Here is a 15,830-nt window from a genome sequence, read left to right as displayed (position 1 = left end):
CGCTCGAGTTCAAGTCGCGAATAGATCGTGCGAGGAGTAACTCTCTCTCCGGTTGGATACCCATTAACCCGTATCATCACACACTGTTCAGTAGAGATGGCCGGGGAAGACGACAACCAGCGGGCGGCGGCAGTGTGTGATAACTGCGGAACTGCCCACGCGGTCCGTCTCGGCCCCGACGGAAAGATTCGACCGATCGGGACCGGACAGGGGTCCGGCTGTACGTGCGGAGACGGCAAACTCCGCATCATGAGCGACGATACGGCCGTGCTGGAGGACGTGGAGATGGAGGAGTCGTAGTCGGACGCGAAACGGGACGAACCGCCGTCGATGTAGTGTGCAGAGTCTCCCACCTGCGACCCGTACTATAACTGTTAAGTAGATACCATCCCGTGACTTAGCTAGTCGGAATTCGTACAGGTCGCGGGCGGTTCGCCCTCGACCGCGAGCCACCGAGTTACCACCCACCTCAGATGCACGGAATCGTTCACAAGACGCTCAAGGAGTACGTCGTCGACCGAACCGACGAGGAGACATGGGAGACGATTCTCGGCCGCGCCGACCTCGAGCCGGCGCTGTACCTCCCCGTCTCGACCTACGACGATCACGAGATCGACGCTATCCTCTCGACGCTGGCGTCGATGGCGACCCAGAACAGACGCCAGATCGAACGCGACTTCGGCCGAACGCTCGCGCCCGAACTCCTGTCGACGTTCAACGCTCACGTGCGCGAGGACGACCTGTTCGATCTCCTCGAGCGCCTCGAGACGATCGTCAACGACGTCGACGCGGCGACCGACGACACCGCGCTCCCGTCGGTTTCGGGTACCCGCGACGGGGACGGTAGCGTGCGCGTGACGTATCGAACCCATCGGGAGCCGACCTACTGCGGGCTGGCTCACGGGATTCTCGAGGGGATCACTCGGTCCTTCGATGCCGACGCGACCGTCACGGAACAGCGCTGCGTCGACGACGGCGAGGGGGCGTGCGTGTTCCTGGTGGAACGCCCCTAAAACGGTTTTTTTGCCGATAGCCGCTCGACGGGGAGAGGTCTCACCGCCGCCGACCGAGCATCGCAATCGTGAGCGCGACGGTCAGCGCGACGATTCCGGCGACGCTGCCGAAGCCAGCTATCGAATCGACGGCCGAGACGACCGTCGAGAGACCGCCGCCGACGGTAACCGTCGTCGACTGCTCGCCGGCCGTCACCTCGTAGCGTCCGTCGTCGTCGAACGTCAGGTCGACCGCCGTGGTTCCCGTCTCACCGGACGCAAGCGCGACCGGATCGGCAGTCACGACTCCGTTCGCGCTCTGGAACGGTAGCGTCCCCGCGGCGGGAAGTGTGCCACCCGCGGTGACCGTCGCGGTCGCCGTCACCGTCTCGCCGGGATCGACGCTATCGGGGTCGACCCGCAGGTCGGTGACGGTCAGGCTCGGACTCGAGCGAACGAACACCGTCAGCCGGTCGTCCCCGACGCGCAGGTCGTAGACGCCGGGTGACGTCGGCTCCCACGAAAGGCGCGTCGTCGCCCGCTCGCCGGGCTCGAGGGAGCGCTGTTCGATCGCGACGATCTCGCCGTTCGCCTCGAGGGTCGCGTCGGCGGTGCCGGCCCGGTCGTCGACATTCGCCATCGCGACCGGAACGGTGACGGTTTCGCCGGCCGGCACGGCCATCACGTCTCCGCCGTCGGTGCCGGCGTCGTTGCGGGTTTCCACGCCGTCCAGGTCGCTCGAGTCCCAGCGCTCCCAGGACTGGCCCGCGACCTCGACCGGCTCCGAGCCGAGTCGGTACTCGACGGTCGCTGACGGCTGGTCGAACGCGTCGCCGTGGTCCCAGCGGTTCCACATCTCGGGCGTTTCGTCGGTCTGTGTGTACCGCTCGGCGATGCTTCGGACCTCGCTCCCGCCGGCGTCCTCGAGTGCCGTCAGGAAGTCGGCCTCGCTCACCGCGCCGTCTTGGGCGTTCAACTGTCGGAAGACGTCCTCGAGCGTCCGGTCGCCGTCGGTCGCCAGTCGGAGCTGTCGATCGATCTCGCCGTAGACCAGCGGCCCTTTCACGTAGTCCGTGTCGCTATCGGCCCAGCTCGAGGGGTCGTTAAGCGTGCCGTCCGCGTACGGCGAGCGCTCGCCCCGTTCCAGGTGGTCACCGAACTCGCCGAAGCGGATCGCCCCTTCCTCGTAGCCCAGCAAGGCGGCGTAGTACTCCGCTTGCGCTTCGACGAGCCACCGTGCGTCGGCCGTCGTCTCGCCGCTGGCGAACCCCTGGCGAACGTGGACGTACTCGTGGAGCCAGACGTTCGCTGCAACGTCGAGTTCGGCGTCGGCGGCGACCCACGCGTCCGCGTCGCCGTACTGGACGCCCCGCGGTCCCCAGTCGACGTCGGTCGGGACCGCGACGACGAACACCTCGTCGCTGCTCGAGCCGACGTCGAGTCGCTCGCTGGCCGCCGCGATCGACTCGAGGATGTCGTCGGGCGTCTCCGCCAGGTCGGCCGCTTCGGGGACGACCAGCCTGATCGTCTCGCCGTCGACGGTTCGTTCGTACTCCTCGACCGGGCCGAAGAAGGCGATATCGTCGCCGGCCGCGCCCTCGCCGTCGACGGCGACCGTCTCCTCGATGCCCAACGTGACTGATTGCGGCGTTCGGAGGGAGAGCCCGACCGAGGGGACCTGAACGACACCCCACTCGCCTGTGTCGACGAACGTGTAGCCGTCTCGATCGTCGTGGTCGTGACGGACGGTACCCGTTCGATCGGCCGGCATCTCGTATCGGATCGACGGCTCCCCGGTCGCCTCGTCCCAGCGGTACGTCCCGTCGCCGGTCTCCTCGAAGCCCTCGAGGGACGCGACAACTGCGTCGTCCGAGAGATCGACCTCGAGCCCGCGCAGCGGCTCCGGCGGTTCGAAGGTTGTCTCGACTTCGAACTCGCCCGGTCGTTCCGGGAGGTGGCGCAGTTCGGTTCGCTGGTGGAGCACGTCGTCTTCGTTGGCCATCGAACCCGGTGACCCGTCGCTCACACCGCTCGCGATTGCCGGATCGGAGGCTCCGAACGTGTCGGGTGCGGACGAAAATCCGCCCGCCCCGGCGATACCGGCTGGGAGGCTCGCTATCAGGAGGAGAACGATAACACAGACGGCGAGCCGAGAGTTCACTACCCCTCTCTGGCAAGTCCGAGATTAAGACTTTTGTGGCGCAGATACTGTCCCTTCGACGAGAATTACTGCAGAACGGAGACTCGAGAGATACGCGTCGAGTCGTTCAACCCACCTCAGTCGGACGCCTCAGCGGCCGCCAACGGCTCGATCGCGATCTCGGCATCCACCTTTTTTCCGTTCGGGTGACTCCCTCCGGTCGTCACCTCTCACGCAAAAAATCTGGACCAAAAAAGACCGGACGGTCGGCTTCGCCTCCCGCTCGGGGATTTGCGGTGCTAGTCCGACGCCTCAGCGGCCGCCAACGGCTCGACCGCGATCTCCATCGTCACGCCTTCAACCTCCCACTCCTTTCGGTTGCCGTTGTCGACCTCGAGAGCCCCGATTTCGTCCGCACGGACCTCTTCGCGGATGAGGTCCGTACGCTCGTCGACCAGCGAGGCGACGCGGTCGTCGTCGATCTCGAGGTCCAGCGCGATCCGTTCTTCGACGTCGAGCTCGAGGTCCTTTCGCATCTCCTGGACGCGGCGGATGACCTCGCGGGCGTAGCCCTCGCTCTCGATATCGTCGGTCAGCGAGGCGTCGACGTAGGCGACGCCGCGGTCGTCGCCGTCGAGGGAGAAGGCGGTGCCGGCGACGCCGTCGGGCGTCTGGGTGACGAACGAGACCATCTCCTCGGTGATCTCCTCGTCGTCCTCGAGCACCTCCGCGACAGCTGCTTCGATCGCCTCGAGCCCCGGCTCGTCGATTCGAGCCTCGTTGAGCGCGTTCATGACCTGCCCGGCGCGGTCGCCGAAGGCCGGGCCGAGTTCGCTCATGTCGGCCTCGGCGCTGTAGTTCAGTTCGCCCCAGCGGTCGTCGGGCGAGACGAGTTCGATGTCGCGGGCGTTGAGTCGATCCTCGAGCAGTTCGGTGTGGCGCTCGACGGCCTCGACGACGCGTCCGTCGTCGGCCGCGACGACGACTCGCGGGACGGGCCAGCGGAGCTTGCGACCGGCCTGCTGGCGCGCGTTCGCGCCGGCTTCCTCGATCGCACGGAGGATGGCGACGTCCTCCTCGAGCTGTTCGTCGGCCCAGTACTCCTCGACGGCGGGCCAGTCTTCCATGTGAACGGTGTCGTGGCCGGCGTCGCCGGTGAGCGTGCCGTAGATCTCCTCGCTGACGAACGGTGCGTAGGGTGCGAGGAGCGCGACGCTCTCGCGGAGGACGCGGTAGATCGTCGCGTACGCCGCGTCTTTGGACCCGCTGTCCGTCTCGTCCCACATCCGCTCGCGGACGGCCTGAATGTAGAACCGCGAGACGTCCTCGACGACGAACTCGATGAGCGCTTCGAGCGCGCGGTCCTGACGGAACTCCTCGAGATGCTCGGTCATCTCGGCTTTCGTGGACTGCAGGCGGGCGAGGATCCACTCGTCGATCAGCTCGAGGTCCGAATCGACGTCCTCGAGCGTCGCCTCCTCCGGATCGAATCCATCGAGGCGCATGTACGGTAGCGGGAACCGGAACACGTTCCAGAGCGTCCGGAGGTGGTTCTCCATCGTGCCCATCTCGTCCCACGAGAAGCGCATGTCGTCGCCCTGCGGGTTCGCCGAGAGCAGGAACATCCGCATCGCGTCGGAGCCGTGGCGCTCGATGGCCTCGTCGGGTTCGACGACGTTGCCGACGGATTTGGACATCTTGCGGCCGTCCTCGTCCAGGGCGTGGCCGTGCATGAGCACCTTGTCGTAGGGCACCTCGCCCATCGCGGCGGTGCCCATCCCGAGTTGGGACCAGAACCAGCCCCGCGTCTGGTCGTGGGCCTCGAGGATGAAGTCGGCGGGCCAGAGTTCGTCGAACCGGCTGTCGTCGGAGGGGAAGTCGAGGGTGCCCCACGAGGCGACCGAGGAGTCGAGCCAGACGTCGAAGACGTCGGGGACGCGCGTGTAGGTGGTCCCGTCCTCGGTGATGGTGAGGTCGTCGACGGTGTCCTTGTGGAGGTCGACATCTTCGGGGTCGATCTCCTGATCGACGCGCTCGGCGAGCTCCTCGCGGTCGCTGATGACGATTCGATCCTCGTCGTCGTCGCGATCCTCGGGGGTCCAGACGGGCAGCGGGATGCCCCAGTAGCGCTGTCGGGAGACGTTCCAGTCGGGGGCCTCCTCGACGAAGTCGCGGAAGCGGTTGTCGCGAGCCCAACCGGGGTACCACTCGCTGTCCTCGATGTTGTCGAGCAACTCGTCTTTGACGTCCGTGATCGTGATGAACCACTGGTCGGTGACGATCTGGAGGATACCCGTATCACAGCGCCAACAGTGGCCGTAACTGTGGTGGACACTCCCCGACGCGAGGAGCGCGCCGTTGTCCTCGAGGTCGGCCGTGATCTCCGGATCGGCCTCCTTGACGAACTGGCCCTCGTACTTGCCCGCTTCCTCGGTGTAGACGCCGTCGCCGCCGACGGGACAGAAGATGGGGAAGCCGAGTTCGCGGCCGCGCTCGAAGTCGACCTCACCGTGTCCGGGCGCGGAGTGGACGAGCCCGGTGCCGTCGCCGTGGGTGTCGACGTAGTCCGCGGCGTACACCTCGAAAACGCCGTCGGCGTCGACGTGGTCCGGAACCTCCTCGGCGAGCGGATGTTCGTACGACCAGCCGATCAACTCCTCGCCGGTGAGCTCTTCGACGACCTCGTACTCCTCGTAGCGCCCTTCCTTGAGGACCTCTTCGTGCTTGGCGTCGGCGAGGTACAGCAGTTCTTCCTCGCCGTCCTTCTCGGCCCGGACGCCGACGTAGTCGCCCTCCTCGTCGACGGCGGTGAACGTGTTCGCGGGGACCGTCCACGGCGTGGTCGTCCAGATGACGAGTTTGCCTTTGCGATCGGTCAGGTCGAATTTGACGTAGATCGAGGGGTCCTCGACGTCCTCGTACTCGACCTCGTTGTTCGCGATGGCGGTCTCACAGCGCGGACACTGCGAGATGGATCGGTGGCCTTTCTCGACGAGTCCGCGTTCGGCGGCCTTCGAAAAGCCCCACCAGGCGGCCTCCATGTACTCGGGACTCACAGTTCGATAGGGGTTGTCCCAGTCCATCCAGACGCCGAAGGACTTGAAGTCGTCTTGAAGTCCCTCGAGTTGCTCGTCGGCGTAGTCCTTACACTCCTGAATGAAGTTCTCCTCGCCGAACTCCTCGATGTCCTTCTTGTTCTCGAAACCGAGTTTCTCCTCGACTTTCGTCTCGATGGGGAGCCCGTGCATGTCGTAGCCCGGGCGGTCGGTCACGTCGTACCCCTGCATCCGCATGAATCGGATGTAGACGTCCTTCAGGGACTTGTTCCAGGTGGTTCCCATGTGCGCCGAGCCCGACGTGTACGGCGGGCCGTCGACGAAGAAGAACGATTCGCCGTCCTCGCGGTGCTCGACCGTCTGCTGGTAGGCGTCGACGTCGTCCCAGTAGTCGAACACCCGTTGCTCGAGGGCGTGGGGATCGTACTGGTCGTCGACCTCGCCGAACCTGCTCATGTGGGTCCAATCTCACTCCGAGAGTAAAGGGGAATCGGTATTGCGGACGCCGGCGTCGGCGCGGGTGGGCTGGAGGACGACTGCGGGCGTCTTACTGTCTCGCGACGAGTACCCGTGCGAGTACTTTCTGATAGGCGATGCCGTAGACGCCCGCGTAGAGCATCACACAGCCGATCGCGGCCAGCCAGAGCGCGACCATCGTCTCGCCCGAGCCGAGGTACTGGAGACTCGCGTATTCCGCGGCGATACCGCCCGCCGTCAACACGCCGGCGAGAACGGTGTAGACGACCAGCGGGAGCAGTTCTGCGAGGAGTTCCGGGGTTGCCGATCCCATTGCCAGTGGAGAGCCACCCGACGAAGGTAAACCTATCCCCTCGCACGGGTCGCGAGTTTTCCAACGGTTCTAGCGTCGCGAACGGGTCCGTCAGAGGGGTAACGGGACCGATTCCGTCGTCCGTTTCATCCTATACCGGTTCGAACCACGGTCGGAGCGACGCTCCTCCCTGATTCGAACCGGCTTCACGTCTGCGTCTGTCGCTCACGAGTGTTCGCGACAGATCAGACCGGTTCGAACCGATAGCCGTCCCAGTCTTGGCTCTCGGGTTCGCGGATGCCGGCCCCGGGTTCGCGCAGTTCCTCGACGGGAACTGGCTCGACCTCGTCGCCGGTTTCGACGTCGTCAGTCGTCACCTGTCCGATTGCGCGTACCGTCTCGCCCTCAACATCGAACTCGAGGATCGCGAGCGTGTTCGGTTCGCGCACGCCGGGCGGCGTCGCCGTGCTCGTCGTCCACGTAATCACTTCCGCCGTGTACTCGCTCAGATCAATCGTCCCCACCGGTTTCGCGCCGTCGGGACCGCGCGGATGGCCGGGATAGCTGATCGATCCGTCTTCGTACTGCGTCGCGTCCATCGTCATCGTGCCGCCTCCATGATGGTCGTGATAACGCAGTTGCCGAAGCCGCCGACGTTACAGGCGAGTCCGACGTCAGCGTCGACCTGACGCGGACCGGCTTCACCGACGAGTTGTTCGTAGATTTCGACGCCCTGAGCGACGCCGCTCGCACCGAGTGGGTGCCCCTTCGATTTGAGCCCACCCGACGTGTTGACCGGTAGTTCGCCGGTGTCGCGCTCGGTATAGCCCTCCTCGACTAACTCCCAGGCTTCGCCCTGCGCTGCGAACCCGAGTCCTTCCATCTGCAGAAACTCGAGTATCGTGAACATGTCGTGGAGTTCCGCGACGTCGATGTCGTCGGGTTCGTAGCCGCTCATCTCGTAGGCTCCCTTTCCGCTCTCGACGACGCCGTCCATGACCGTGGGATCCTCGCGCTCGTGGACGACGTGTGTGTCCGTCGCGCCGTCGACGCCCGCGATAACGGCGTACTCGTCCGCGTACTCCCGGGCGACGTCTTCGGGACAGAACAGCAACGCGGCCGAGCCGTCCGAAATCGGACAGAAGTCGTACAGCCGCAGCGGGTCGGCGACGATCGGCGACTCGAGGATCGTCTCGAGATCGACGGCTTTCTGGAACTGAGCGTTCGGATTGTCGACGCCGTTCTCGTGGTTCTTGGCGGCCACCTTCCCGAGACTTTCGCGGGGAGCATCGAAGCGCTCGAGGTAGTGTCGTGCCGTGAGTCCGGCAAACGAGGGCAGCGTCACGCCCGTCTTGTACTCGACTGGGTGGGTAACCGAGGCGATGATGTCGGTCGTCTCGGGCGTCGACCGGTGGCTCATCTTCTCGCCGCCGACGAGCAGCGTCATGTCACTGGCGCCGCTGGCGATCGATTGCCAGGCGGCGTAGATCCCCGCGCCGCCGCTGGAACTCGTCTGATCGACGCGTTGAGTGTACGCCGGCATCATGCCCAGGTCGTGTACCAGCGCGTTCATCACGCCGGTCATTCCTTCGAACTCGCCGCTGGCCATGTTCGAGACGTACAGATGATCGACGTCCGTCGCATCGACCGCTGCATCCTCGAGACACTCGAGTCCGGCCTCGGCGAGGAGATCCAGGATCCAGCCCTCGCGTTGGCCGAACTGGGTCATCGAGGCACCGATGACTGCAACTCGTTCTGTCTGTTGCTTACTCGTTGACATCGGTGCAACTGGCCACGAACACAGTGATAAACCTCCCAATCGGTCGGCTCTCGTGACCTACCGAACCGGTCGGGATATAACCGCTCCGGACCCTCGACTCGAGTGTGCCCGCCGCCGATCGAGATCCCGCCTACCCGACCACGCGAAACGTTATCGAACCCGGCTGCGAGCGCTGCCCGGCCCTCACCAAGCACCGCGAGTGCATCTCGTGGGGCACCGGCCCGCTCGACGCGACCGTCCTGGTCGTCGGCGAAGCCCCCGGTGCGGGCAACCCCGACGCCGACCGCTGGCAGGGCGGTAACTGGACCGGAATGGCCTACACCTCGAGACATTCGGGACGACGGATCCGTCGCATGCTCGCTGAAATCGGCTACGGTGACGAAGCGTACTACACGAACGCGGTGAAGTGTTTTCCACCGGATCCCGACGACCCCACGACCAACCGCGAACCCACCGACGATGAGCGCACGAACTGTCGGGGCCACCTCGTTAACGAAGTCGAGACGGTCGATCCCGACGTCGTTCTCGCGACCGGAAAACACGCGACGAAGTCAGTGCTCGCGGCGGAGAACCGCGAGATCGACGGCTTCATCGATAGCGTCCTGACGCCCGTTCGGTGTGATCGCCTCGAGACGCAGCTCGTCCCGATCCTTCACCCATCGTATCAGGATGTCTGGATCGGTCGGCTGGGCTACGAACCCGAGGAATATCTCGAGGCGATTCGGGAGACGCTCGACGACTGCTGCAAGACGGTCGGTGCGTAACCGTCCGTCGCTGCCGGCCCATCGGTCCGTAGCTTCCGGTGCGTAACCGTCCGTCGCTGAGTGCCGTCTCCTGGCTGTCCGGTCGAGTCGACGATTTCGGCCTCGAGCGACCTACAGAACCGACGAAACGACGGTATAAACCCCTGAAAAGAGCAGAAACCAGAAGACCGATCTCACGAGGAGTTTGCTGTGGCTCTCCTTGATCGGTGCCGTCTCGTGGAGTCGCTGCTCGGCGCGCAACAGTGCGCGAACGAGTCCCCCGTCGGGTCCTGAATCACTCATCGCTTCGATGAGGCTACTCAGTGCACCGTGTTAACCGTCTCGACTCCGCGCCGGTCGCCGAGTCGCGACGTGGCTCGAGCGAACCGTGCCGATGCTCGACGCTACTCGTCGGTTGAAACCCACCACCGACAGAAAAGCGACGGTGGTGGAAGTGGTGGTTGGTCAGGATACGTGACGTGGTACAGGTGCGATACGACACCGCGCCCAGGTGGGCAATCGACTCGAGGCCGGCGTCGCTATTGAAGGGCCGTGACCGTCTCTCCCACTTTTCCTGACTTTATCCCAGTTTAATCGGTGTCTCGGGCGTGACGATCGCCGATCCGGTACTGTTTCGATTTCACACACCTTCGCCGTCTCGCAGCGTTCGGGCGGGTAAGCTTCTTACAGTGGGCCAACACACACTCGCGTATGAGTACGATCTTCAGCCAGATCGTGGAGGGAGAGATTCCCGCCCGAGTCGTGTACGAAGACGAGACGACGATGGCCTTCCTGGACGCCAACCCGCTGGCCCCGGGCCACACGCTGGTCATCCCGAAAGACGAGTACGAACGGCTGAACGATATCCCGGACGACGTCGCGACGGATCTGTACGCGACGATCCACCGACTGATCCCCGCCGTCGAGGAGAGCGTCGACGCCGATGCGTCCACCGTCGCGTTCAACAACGGCGAAGAGGCCGGCCAGGAGGTCCCCCACGTCCACTGCCACATCGTCCCTCGCTTCGAGGGCGACGGCGGCGGCCCGATACACGCCATTGCCGGTGACCGGCCGGAGCTCGCGGACGACGAACTCGACGACATCGCGGCCGATATCGAGTCTCGAGCCTGAGTACTCTCGGCGTCGATTCAGCGGTTTTGGAGGCCGACCCTTGGCGCGACGACGCGCCGTGACACTTTTCTCACTTGCGCGTGAGCCTCGGGTATGCTCGCCGGTCTCGTCGCCCAGTTCCGAGCCCACCCCGTCGCCACGGTCCTCGAACTCGGCAGCGTCGTCGTCTGTCTCCTGCTGTTCGTGGGGACGCTCGCGCTGCTCTCGAGCGGCCCGCCGACCGGCCGGGGCGACCCGTGGCTCGTTCTCGTCGGAATCGGGGCTGCGTTCGTCGTCTTCTGGACGGCGCTGGTGCCGTTGTACGAACGATTTTTGTACGCGTAGCGGACGTCGTCGTTCGACCGTTCGCGAAATCGGCACGGAAGCGTACCCATTTGTGAGTGCGCTTCGAACTCGGGTCGTGAAGGTAACGATCATCGACTACGGGGTTGGTAACCTCCGGAGTCTCCGGCGCGGTCTGGAGCAGGCCGACGCCACGGTAGAGATCTCGGACGATCCACAGCAGATTGCCACGGCCGAGGCGCTCGTCCTTCCCGGCGTGGGCGCGTTCGGGGAGTGCGTTCGCAACTCCAGACCGTTCCACGACGTTCTCGTCGAGGCGGCCGAGGATACGCCGATTCTCGGTATCTGTGTGGGACTTCAGCTCCTGTTTACCGAGAGTACCGAGGGCGTCCCGGACGGCGAAACGATCGACGGGCTCGATCTCATTCCGGGGCGGGTCGAACGCCTCCCGACCACCGCGGTCAAAGTGCCACACATGGGCTGGAATCAGCTCACGATCGAGCGGGAGCATCCGATCGTCGCGGGTATCGACGGCGCTGCGTCGGCGACGCGACGAACGGTCGCATCCGTCGACGACGGCGCGTACGTCTACTTCGTCCACTCCTACGCATCGACCGTCGATAGCCACACCGTCGCGTCCTGTGACTACGGATTCGACTCCGCGGCCATCGCGACGAACGAGGCGGGCAACGTGATGGGGACGCAGTTTCACCCCGAAAAGAGCGGCCCGATCGGACTCCGGCTCCTCGAGAACTTCGTCGCGTACGCCGAAGCGTATCACGACGATAGAGCCGCCGTTCACTGACTCGATTCGGCAACGAGACCGGACTGTGATTCTCCGGCCCCGTCTCAAATGAGCGTTCCGACGAGCAGGTCGCCGTAGACCAACGCGATCGCCAGTCCGAGAAACACCGGCACGAGAAACGGCGTCCCCGGCGAGATCCAGACCGTCTCTTTCGTAGCGAGCACCTCGAGCCCCTCCCGCAACTCCTCGGGCGAGGTGCCGTAGGCCGTGCCGTCGATGTCCGCGAGGAACGCCTCTGCACCCCACGGATCGTCGTACTCGGGAATGGCGGTGGGTGTCGTTTCTGTATTGGTCTCGGGGCTGTCGCCGTCGGAGTCGTCCTCGAGTGCCGTCCCACCGTCGCTTCGAACCGCTGCCGTCACCGCGCCGTCGGTCGGCGGGTTCGGCTCGTCGGGAAGCGTCGCCGGATCGCGATAGCGGTCGGGAGCGTCGCGGACGTCGGCCAACGTCAGCCCGCGCCAGCGGAGGTACATCCGCAGGGCGTCGAGATCGAGGCCGCCTCGAGAGCGGCCCTCGGGGGTCTCGAGGAGTCGACCGTGGGTGTCGGGAACGCTGTCCCACGAGACGGGCCAACCGATGACCATCACGCTGTTGATCCGGCCGGCGGCGGCGTTTCGGAGCGCGAGGATGACCGGGATGGCGACGCCGATGATGACGGCGTTCGTCAGGATCGTAAACGAGAACGTTTCGATCGGCGTGGTCGTCAGGGGGAACGTCGACGAACCCACGGCGTACTGCGGAAAGGTCGGAAACAACAACGCCAACACGAGCAACGCCTTCGCGTCGGCACCGCCGAAGCCGCCGAACCACCAGAACAGGTAGGCGATAGGCACGACGAAGCCGATACTCACCGCGGCCGGAAGCAGGAACTCGTGGGTCCAGGCGTAGCCGCCGGCGTTCCAGGCGAGCCAGCCGTCCCAGACCAGCAGAACGGCGCCGAGGAGGGAGAGGGGGATCCAGACGGTGCTCGAGACGCGTCTGGTCTTGATGTCGCGAACGGCGACCCAGGCGAAGACGGGAACGGCGACGAGCCGCAGGAGATCCGGGGTCGTCGCGACGGCACCAGCGAGTGTCACAGGGTTTCGTGCGAAGCGGGGGAGTGTTATCCTTTCGGCTCAGTTCGGACTGGTTGCGAGTTGCTACCCGTTAGGCTCCGCGGTAGCGCTCGAGCGAGCGGTCGATTTCGATCGCCCCTGCGGATCAAACTGTTGTCGTATGCGGTATCGGTGGTGGCTCTCGACCCGGGTCAGCCGGCAGCGACGGTGCCGTGGCTCCGTTTCAGAGCGGCGGCTCTCCGTCGCTCTCGCGGCGACTGATGAAAATGCGGCCCCGAACTGGGGTGCATCCGTCGAACTGTGCGTTGTCGTTTAAATGACGCGGTTCTGCAGGTAGTCGAGGTGCTTTGCGTTGTAGACGATCTGCACCTCGTCGGTCTCTGCGGAGCCGATGCAGGTCAGACGGACGTTCTTGTCCTCGACTTCCTCGTCCGAGAGGATCTGCTGCATGTCCATCTCGATCTCGCCCTCGTAGACGATGGCCGCACAGTTCGCACAGGCGCCTGCACGGCAGGAGAAGGGCCAGTCGTAGCCCTGGGCCTCGGCGGCCTCGAGGATGTACTCACCTTCGGCGACGTCGAGGGAGCCGTAGTCCTCCTCGTCGAACCCGGCGTCGGCGGCCTTGTCGAAGAGGTCGTCGTCGTCCATCTCCCATCCCTGGTCGTCCAGCACTTCGTAGTTGAGGTATTCTACCGTGGGCATCGTTTCACGGTTCACGTCCCGCACTGGTATAGCTTGCTGTTCAGTCCTAAATTGTCTTTCAATCGGAATTGACCAATTCGAAGCAAAGAATATCGTCATCCGTCGAATAACGGGTCGGGGAAGCGAGGAGAAAACGAAACATCACAACCCCATCGTGGCCGACAGCGGATGTGACACCGTAGTCGTCTCGAGGATCGGTTGTGAGTACGCGTCGATCGACTGTGGGGACGTGCGTTCGACGTCTCGGTTCGAGATCTCGAGCGTTCGACGGCCGGTCGATCCGGAACTCGAGTCGATGCCGAAGTGCGGTTCAGAAGCCGAAGATCGGGACGAACCGGAACGTGAGGAAGGCGCCGACCGTCGAGATGATGGGGACGACGTTCTGCATGAGGATGACTCGAGCCGTCGTCGAGGGATCGAACAGGTCGGACGCCTTGGGGATGTCCGTCGGCTCCTCTTCACCGATCTTCGGCGATCGCTCGCCTTCCTCTTCGGCGGTCAGCGCGCCGACGGAGACGCGGGTTTCCTTCTCACCGCGGGCAGCGTCAGAGAGTTTGGTCGTTCGGGTGGCTCGTCCCCAGCCGAGGCCGACGATGCTCATCGTCGCGATGACGACGAAACTGGCGGGAATCCCGATCCACGAGAGCCCGATGACGATCCCCGAACTGATGACGGCGACGACGATGGCGGCCGTCAGCGGCAGGTTCGTGATGTCGTTGCCGAGCGTGTCGAGGGTTCGACGAGCGATCGTGAAACAGCCGATCGTTACCGCGACCGAACCGATCAGGATCAGCGTAATCATGTCCACGTCGCCGGTGCCGTAGATCGGGGCGATGGCGTTCGCGATGTTGCTCGTTCCCGAGGAGAAGGCCATGAGACAGCCGATGGCGACGACGACCAGCGCGCCGGTGATCTCCCGCCGATCGGCGTTCTCACCGAACTGGAGCCGCGGAATGAGTCCCGAGCGGTTCACCGATACCATCGGTTGGTCGCCGTCGCTCTCTTCGATGGCGACCCACGCGTTGATCTGCGGATAGAAGTACCGACCGACGACCCCGGCGACCCAGAAGCCGATGATCGGCGCAACGATCCACCAGACGACGATTTCGCCGAGGACTGCGAAATTGAGTTCGCCGGTTGCGAAGCCGAGTGCGGCGATCGCCCCGACGGCGGTCATCGATGTCGATGCTGGAACGCCGGCGTAGTTCCCGACGAACAGCGCGCCACCGATAAAGAAGAGGACGGCGACGTTCGATCGCATGGTGAAGATTCCGGGGTCATGAACGAGCTCCGTCCCCAGCGTGTCGACGACCTGTGGACCGATCGTAATCGCGCCGATGAAGAAGAAAACCGACATCAGCGCGGCGGCCATCAGTTTCGTGATGACGTTCGCACCGACGGCCGGGCCGAACGCGGGACCGGTCGTCGCCCCACCGATGTTATACCCGACGAACATTGCGACCAGGATCCCCACGATGAGCAGTACTTCCGTCACAAGTAGTACTCACAGGGGCAAGTCGTAAAAGCGCGTGTATTTCGGTTCATGTAGGATACGTCGATGACCGGCTGACGCCACTCGGCGATCGCTGTCCGTTTGCGTCGTGGGTCACTGTTTTTGGCGGCATTCGTCTAGCACGAAATGCCAAAGAACTTCGCCCGCCGGCCTCCTACGATAAGATAACATGTCGATACGTATGTCCTCGAGTCGATGGACGCGCCGTCTCTCGAACACCAGTGGGTTGTCGCAAAGTACGCTAACCGGCAGAGAGATCGCTATCGACCACCGATGAGACCGGCTCGTGTCGACGCGATTACTGACTTCGCGTATGGTGCGTTGATCTTTATCTCGATCGGCTTGATTATGGTGCTCGATAGCCAGACCGGACTGGCGTTCGGGCTGGGGGTCTTTGCCTCGTACGTCGTCCACGTGGTCTGGAAGATGGCTCGGTTCGATCCCGACTGGATGACCAGAGCCGTCGAGGAGTCCGTCGAGAAGACGGTTGGCGAGACGGTCGACGAAACGGTCGAGAAAACTGTCGGTGAGACGGTCGAACAAACCGTTGACGAGACGGTTGGAGAGACGGTTGAGAAGACCGTCGGCGAGACTGTCGAAAAGACCGTCGGCGAGACGCTCGAGAAGACGGTCGACGAGACGGTTGGCGAGACTGTCGAACAAACCGTGAGCGAGACGGTCGATGAGACGGTTGGCGAGACTGTCGAGAAAACGGTGGAAGAGACTGTGGGTGAAACCGTCGAGGAGACGGTGAGCGAGACGGTCGACGAGACGGTCGAGAAAACGGTCGAAGAGACGGTGGGTGAAACAGTCGAGGAGACGGTGAGCGAAACCGTCGATGAGACGGTAGGCGAGACGGTCG

At 64.2% G+C, this 15,830-nt stretch carries 16 protein-coding genes; 7 read left to right on the top strand and 9 right to left on the bottom strand.

Annotated elements, in window-relative coordinates; all coding sequences use genetic code 11:
- Positions 1–96: 96 nt before the first annotated feature.
- On the top strand, positions 97–300 hold the full coding sequence (locus BLT08_RS21550) for a hypothetical protein (protein ID WP_090312189.1): 204 nt from the start codon (positions 97–99) through the stop codon (positions 298–300).
- Positions 301–473: 173 nt separating this feature from the next.
- Positions 474–1,013, top strand: a complete 540-nt coding sequence (locus tag BLT08_RS21545; RefSeq protein ID WP_090312188.1) for a heme NO-binding domain-containing protein — start codon at positions 474–476, stop codon at positions 1,011–1,013.
- Between the two features lie 40 nt (positions 1,014–1,053).
- Here BLT08_RS21545 and BLT08_RS21540 read toward each other — a convergent pair whose 3' ends face one another.
- From BLT08_RS21540 to BLT08_RS21520, 5 genes are all read right to left on the bottom strand, one after another.
- Positions 1,054–3,153 carry a M1 aminopeptidase family protein gene (locus BLT08_RS21540; RefSeq protein WP_090312187.1) on the bottom strand — a complete coding sequence of 700 codons (2,100 nt, stop codon included), beginning with the start codon at positions 3,151–3,153 and terminating at the stop codon, positions 1,054–1,056.
- Between the two features lie 278 nt (positions 3,154–3,431).
- Positions 3,432–6,644, bottom strand: coding sequence for an isoleucine--tRNA ligase (gene ileS / locus BLT08_RS21535; protein ID WP_090312186.1), 3,213 nt, complete (start codon positions 6,642–6,644; stop codon positions 3,432–3,434).
- Positions 6,645–6,735: 91 nt separating this feature from the next.
- Positions 6,736–6,978, bottom strand: coding sequence for a DUF8151 family protein (locus BLT08_RS21530; protein WP_090312185.1), 243 nt, complete (start codon positions 6,976–6,978; stop codon positions 6,736–6,738).
- A 224-nt stretch (positions 6,979–7,202) separates the two neighbouring features.
- The gene (locus tag BLT08_RS21525; protein WP_090312184.1) at positions 7,203–7,562 is read right to left on the bottom strand and encodes a nucleic acid-binding protein; all 360 of its coding nucleotides are present in this window, start codon (positions 7,560–7,562) and stop codon (positions 7,203–7,205) included.
- On the bottom strand, positions 7,559–8,737 hold the full coding sequence (locus BLT08_RS21520) for a thiolase family protein (RefSeq protein ID WP_090312183.1): 1,179 nt from the start codon (positions 8,735–8,737) through the stop codon (positions 7,559–7,561). The genes BLT08_RS21525 and BLT08_RS21520 overlap by 4 nt, the downstream gene beginning before the upstream one ends.
- Positions 8,738–8,841: 104 nt before the next feature.
- On the opposite strand from BLT08_RS21520, the gene BLT08_RS21515 reads away from it, so the two are divergent.
- Positions 8,842–9,501 (top strand): uracil-DNA glycosylase, encoded by a 660-nt coding sequence (locus BLT08_RS21515; protein WP_090312182.1) that lies wholly within the window; start codon positions 8,842–8,844, stop codon positions 9,499–9,501.
- Between the two features lie 111 nt (positions 9,502–9,612).
- Here BLT08_RS21515 and BLT08_RS23235 read toward each other — a convergent pair whose 3' ends face one another.
- Positions 9,613–9,783 carry a hypothetical protein gene (locus BLT08_RS23235; RefSeq protein ID WP_175529409.1) on the bottom strand — a complete coding sequence of 57 codons (171 nt, stop codon included), beginning with the start codon at positions 9,781–9,783 and terminating at the stop codon, positions 9,613–9,615.
- A gap of 408 nt (positions 9,784–10,191) precedes the next feature.
- Between BLT08_RS23235 and BLT08_RS21510 the strand changes: the two genes are divergently transcribed.
- From BLT08_RS21510 to hisH, 3 genes are all read left to right on the top strand, one after another.
- Positions 10,192–10,611: an HIT family protein gene (locus BLT08_RS21510; protein ID WP_090312181.1), complete on the top strand. Its 420-nt coding sequence runs from the start codon at positions 10,192–10,194 to the stop codon at positions 10,609–10,611.
- 93 nt (positions 10,612–10,704) lie between these two features.
- Positions 10,705–10,935, top strand: coding sequence for a hypothetical protein (locus BLT08_RS21505; RefSeq protein WP_090312180.1), 231 nt, complete (start codon positions 10,705–10,707; stop codon positions 10,933–10,935).
- Positions 10,936–11,011: 76 nt separating this feature from the next.
- Complete coding sequence (hisH, locus tag BLT08_RS21500; protein ID WP_090312343.1) at positions 11,012–11,698, top strand: imidazole glycerol phosphate synthase subunit HisH; 687 nt, start codon at positions 11,012–11,014, stop codon at positions 11,696–11,698.
- 44 nt (positions 11,699–11,742) lie between these two features.
- Here hisH and BLT08_RS21495 read toward each other — a convergent pair whose 3' ends face one another.
- The 3 genes from BLT08_RS21495 to BLT08_RS21485 all read right to left on the bottom strand — a co-directional run bounded on the left by BLT08_RS21495 (position 11,743) and on the right by BLT08_RS21485 (position 14,950).
- Entirely contained in the window at positions 11,743–12,774 is a 1,032-nt protein-coding gene (locus tag BLT08_RS21495; RefSeq protein ID WP_090312179.1) for an A24 family peptidase C-terminal domain-containing protein, read from the bottom strand.
- Between the two features lie 291 nt (positions 12,775–13,065).
- Positions 13,066–13,455 carry a ferredoxin Fer gene (gene fer / locus BLT08_RS21490; RefSeq protein ID WP_090312178.1) on the bottom strand — a complete coding sequence of 130 codons (390 nt, stop codon included), beginning with the start codon at positions 13,453–13,455 and terminating at the stop codon, positions 13,066–13,068.
- Positions 13,456–13,765: 310 nt separating this feature from the next.
- Positions 13,766–14,950, bottom strand: a complete 1,185-nt coding sequence (locus tag BLT08_RS21485) for an inorganic phosphate transporter (RefSeq protein ID WP_090312177.1) — start codon at positions 14,948–14,950, stop codon at positions 13,766–13,768.
- 291 nt (positions 14,951–15,241) lie between these two features.
- Here BLT08_RS21485 and BLT08_RS21480 point away from each other — a divergent pair.
- The coding region (locus BLT08_RS21480; RefSeq protein ID WP_090312176.1) for a hypothetical protein at positions 15,242–15,830 on the top strand (589 nt) is incomplete at its 3' end.

Origin of the sequence: Natronorubrum texcoconense (genome assembly GCF_900100335.1) — an archaeon.
Lineage (GTDB): Archaea > Halobacteriota > Halobacteria > Halobacteriales > Natrialbaceae > Natronorubrum > Natronorubrum texcoconense.
The sequence above is the reverse complement of the archived record's forward strand: the minus strand, read 5'-3'. Positions and strand labels throughout refer to the sequence as shown.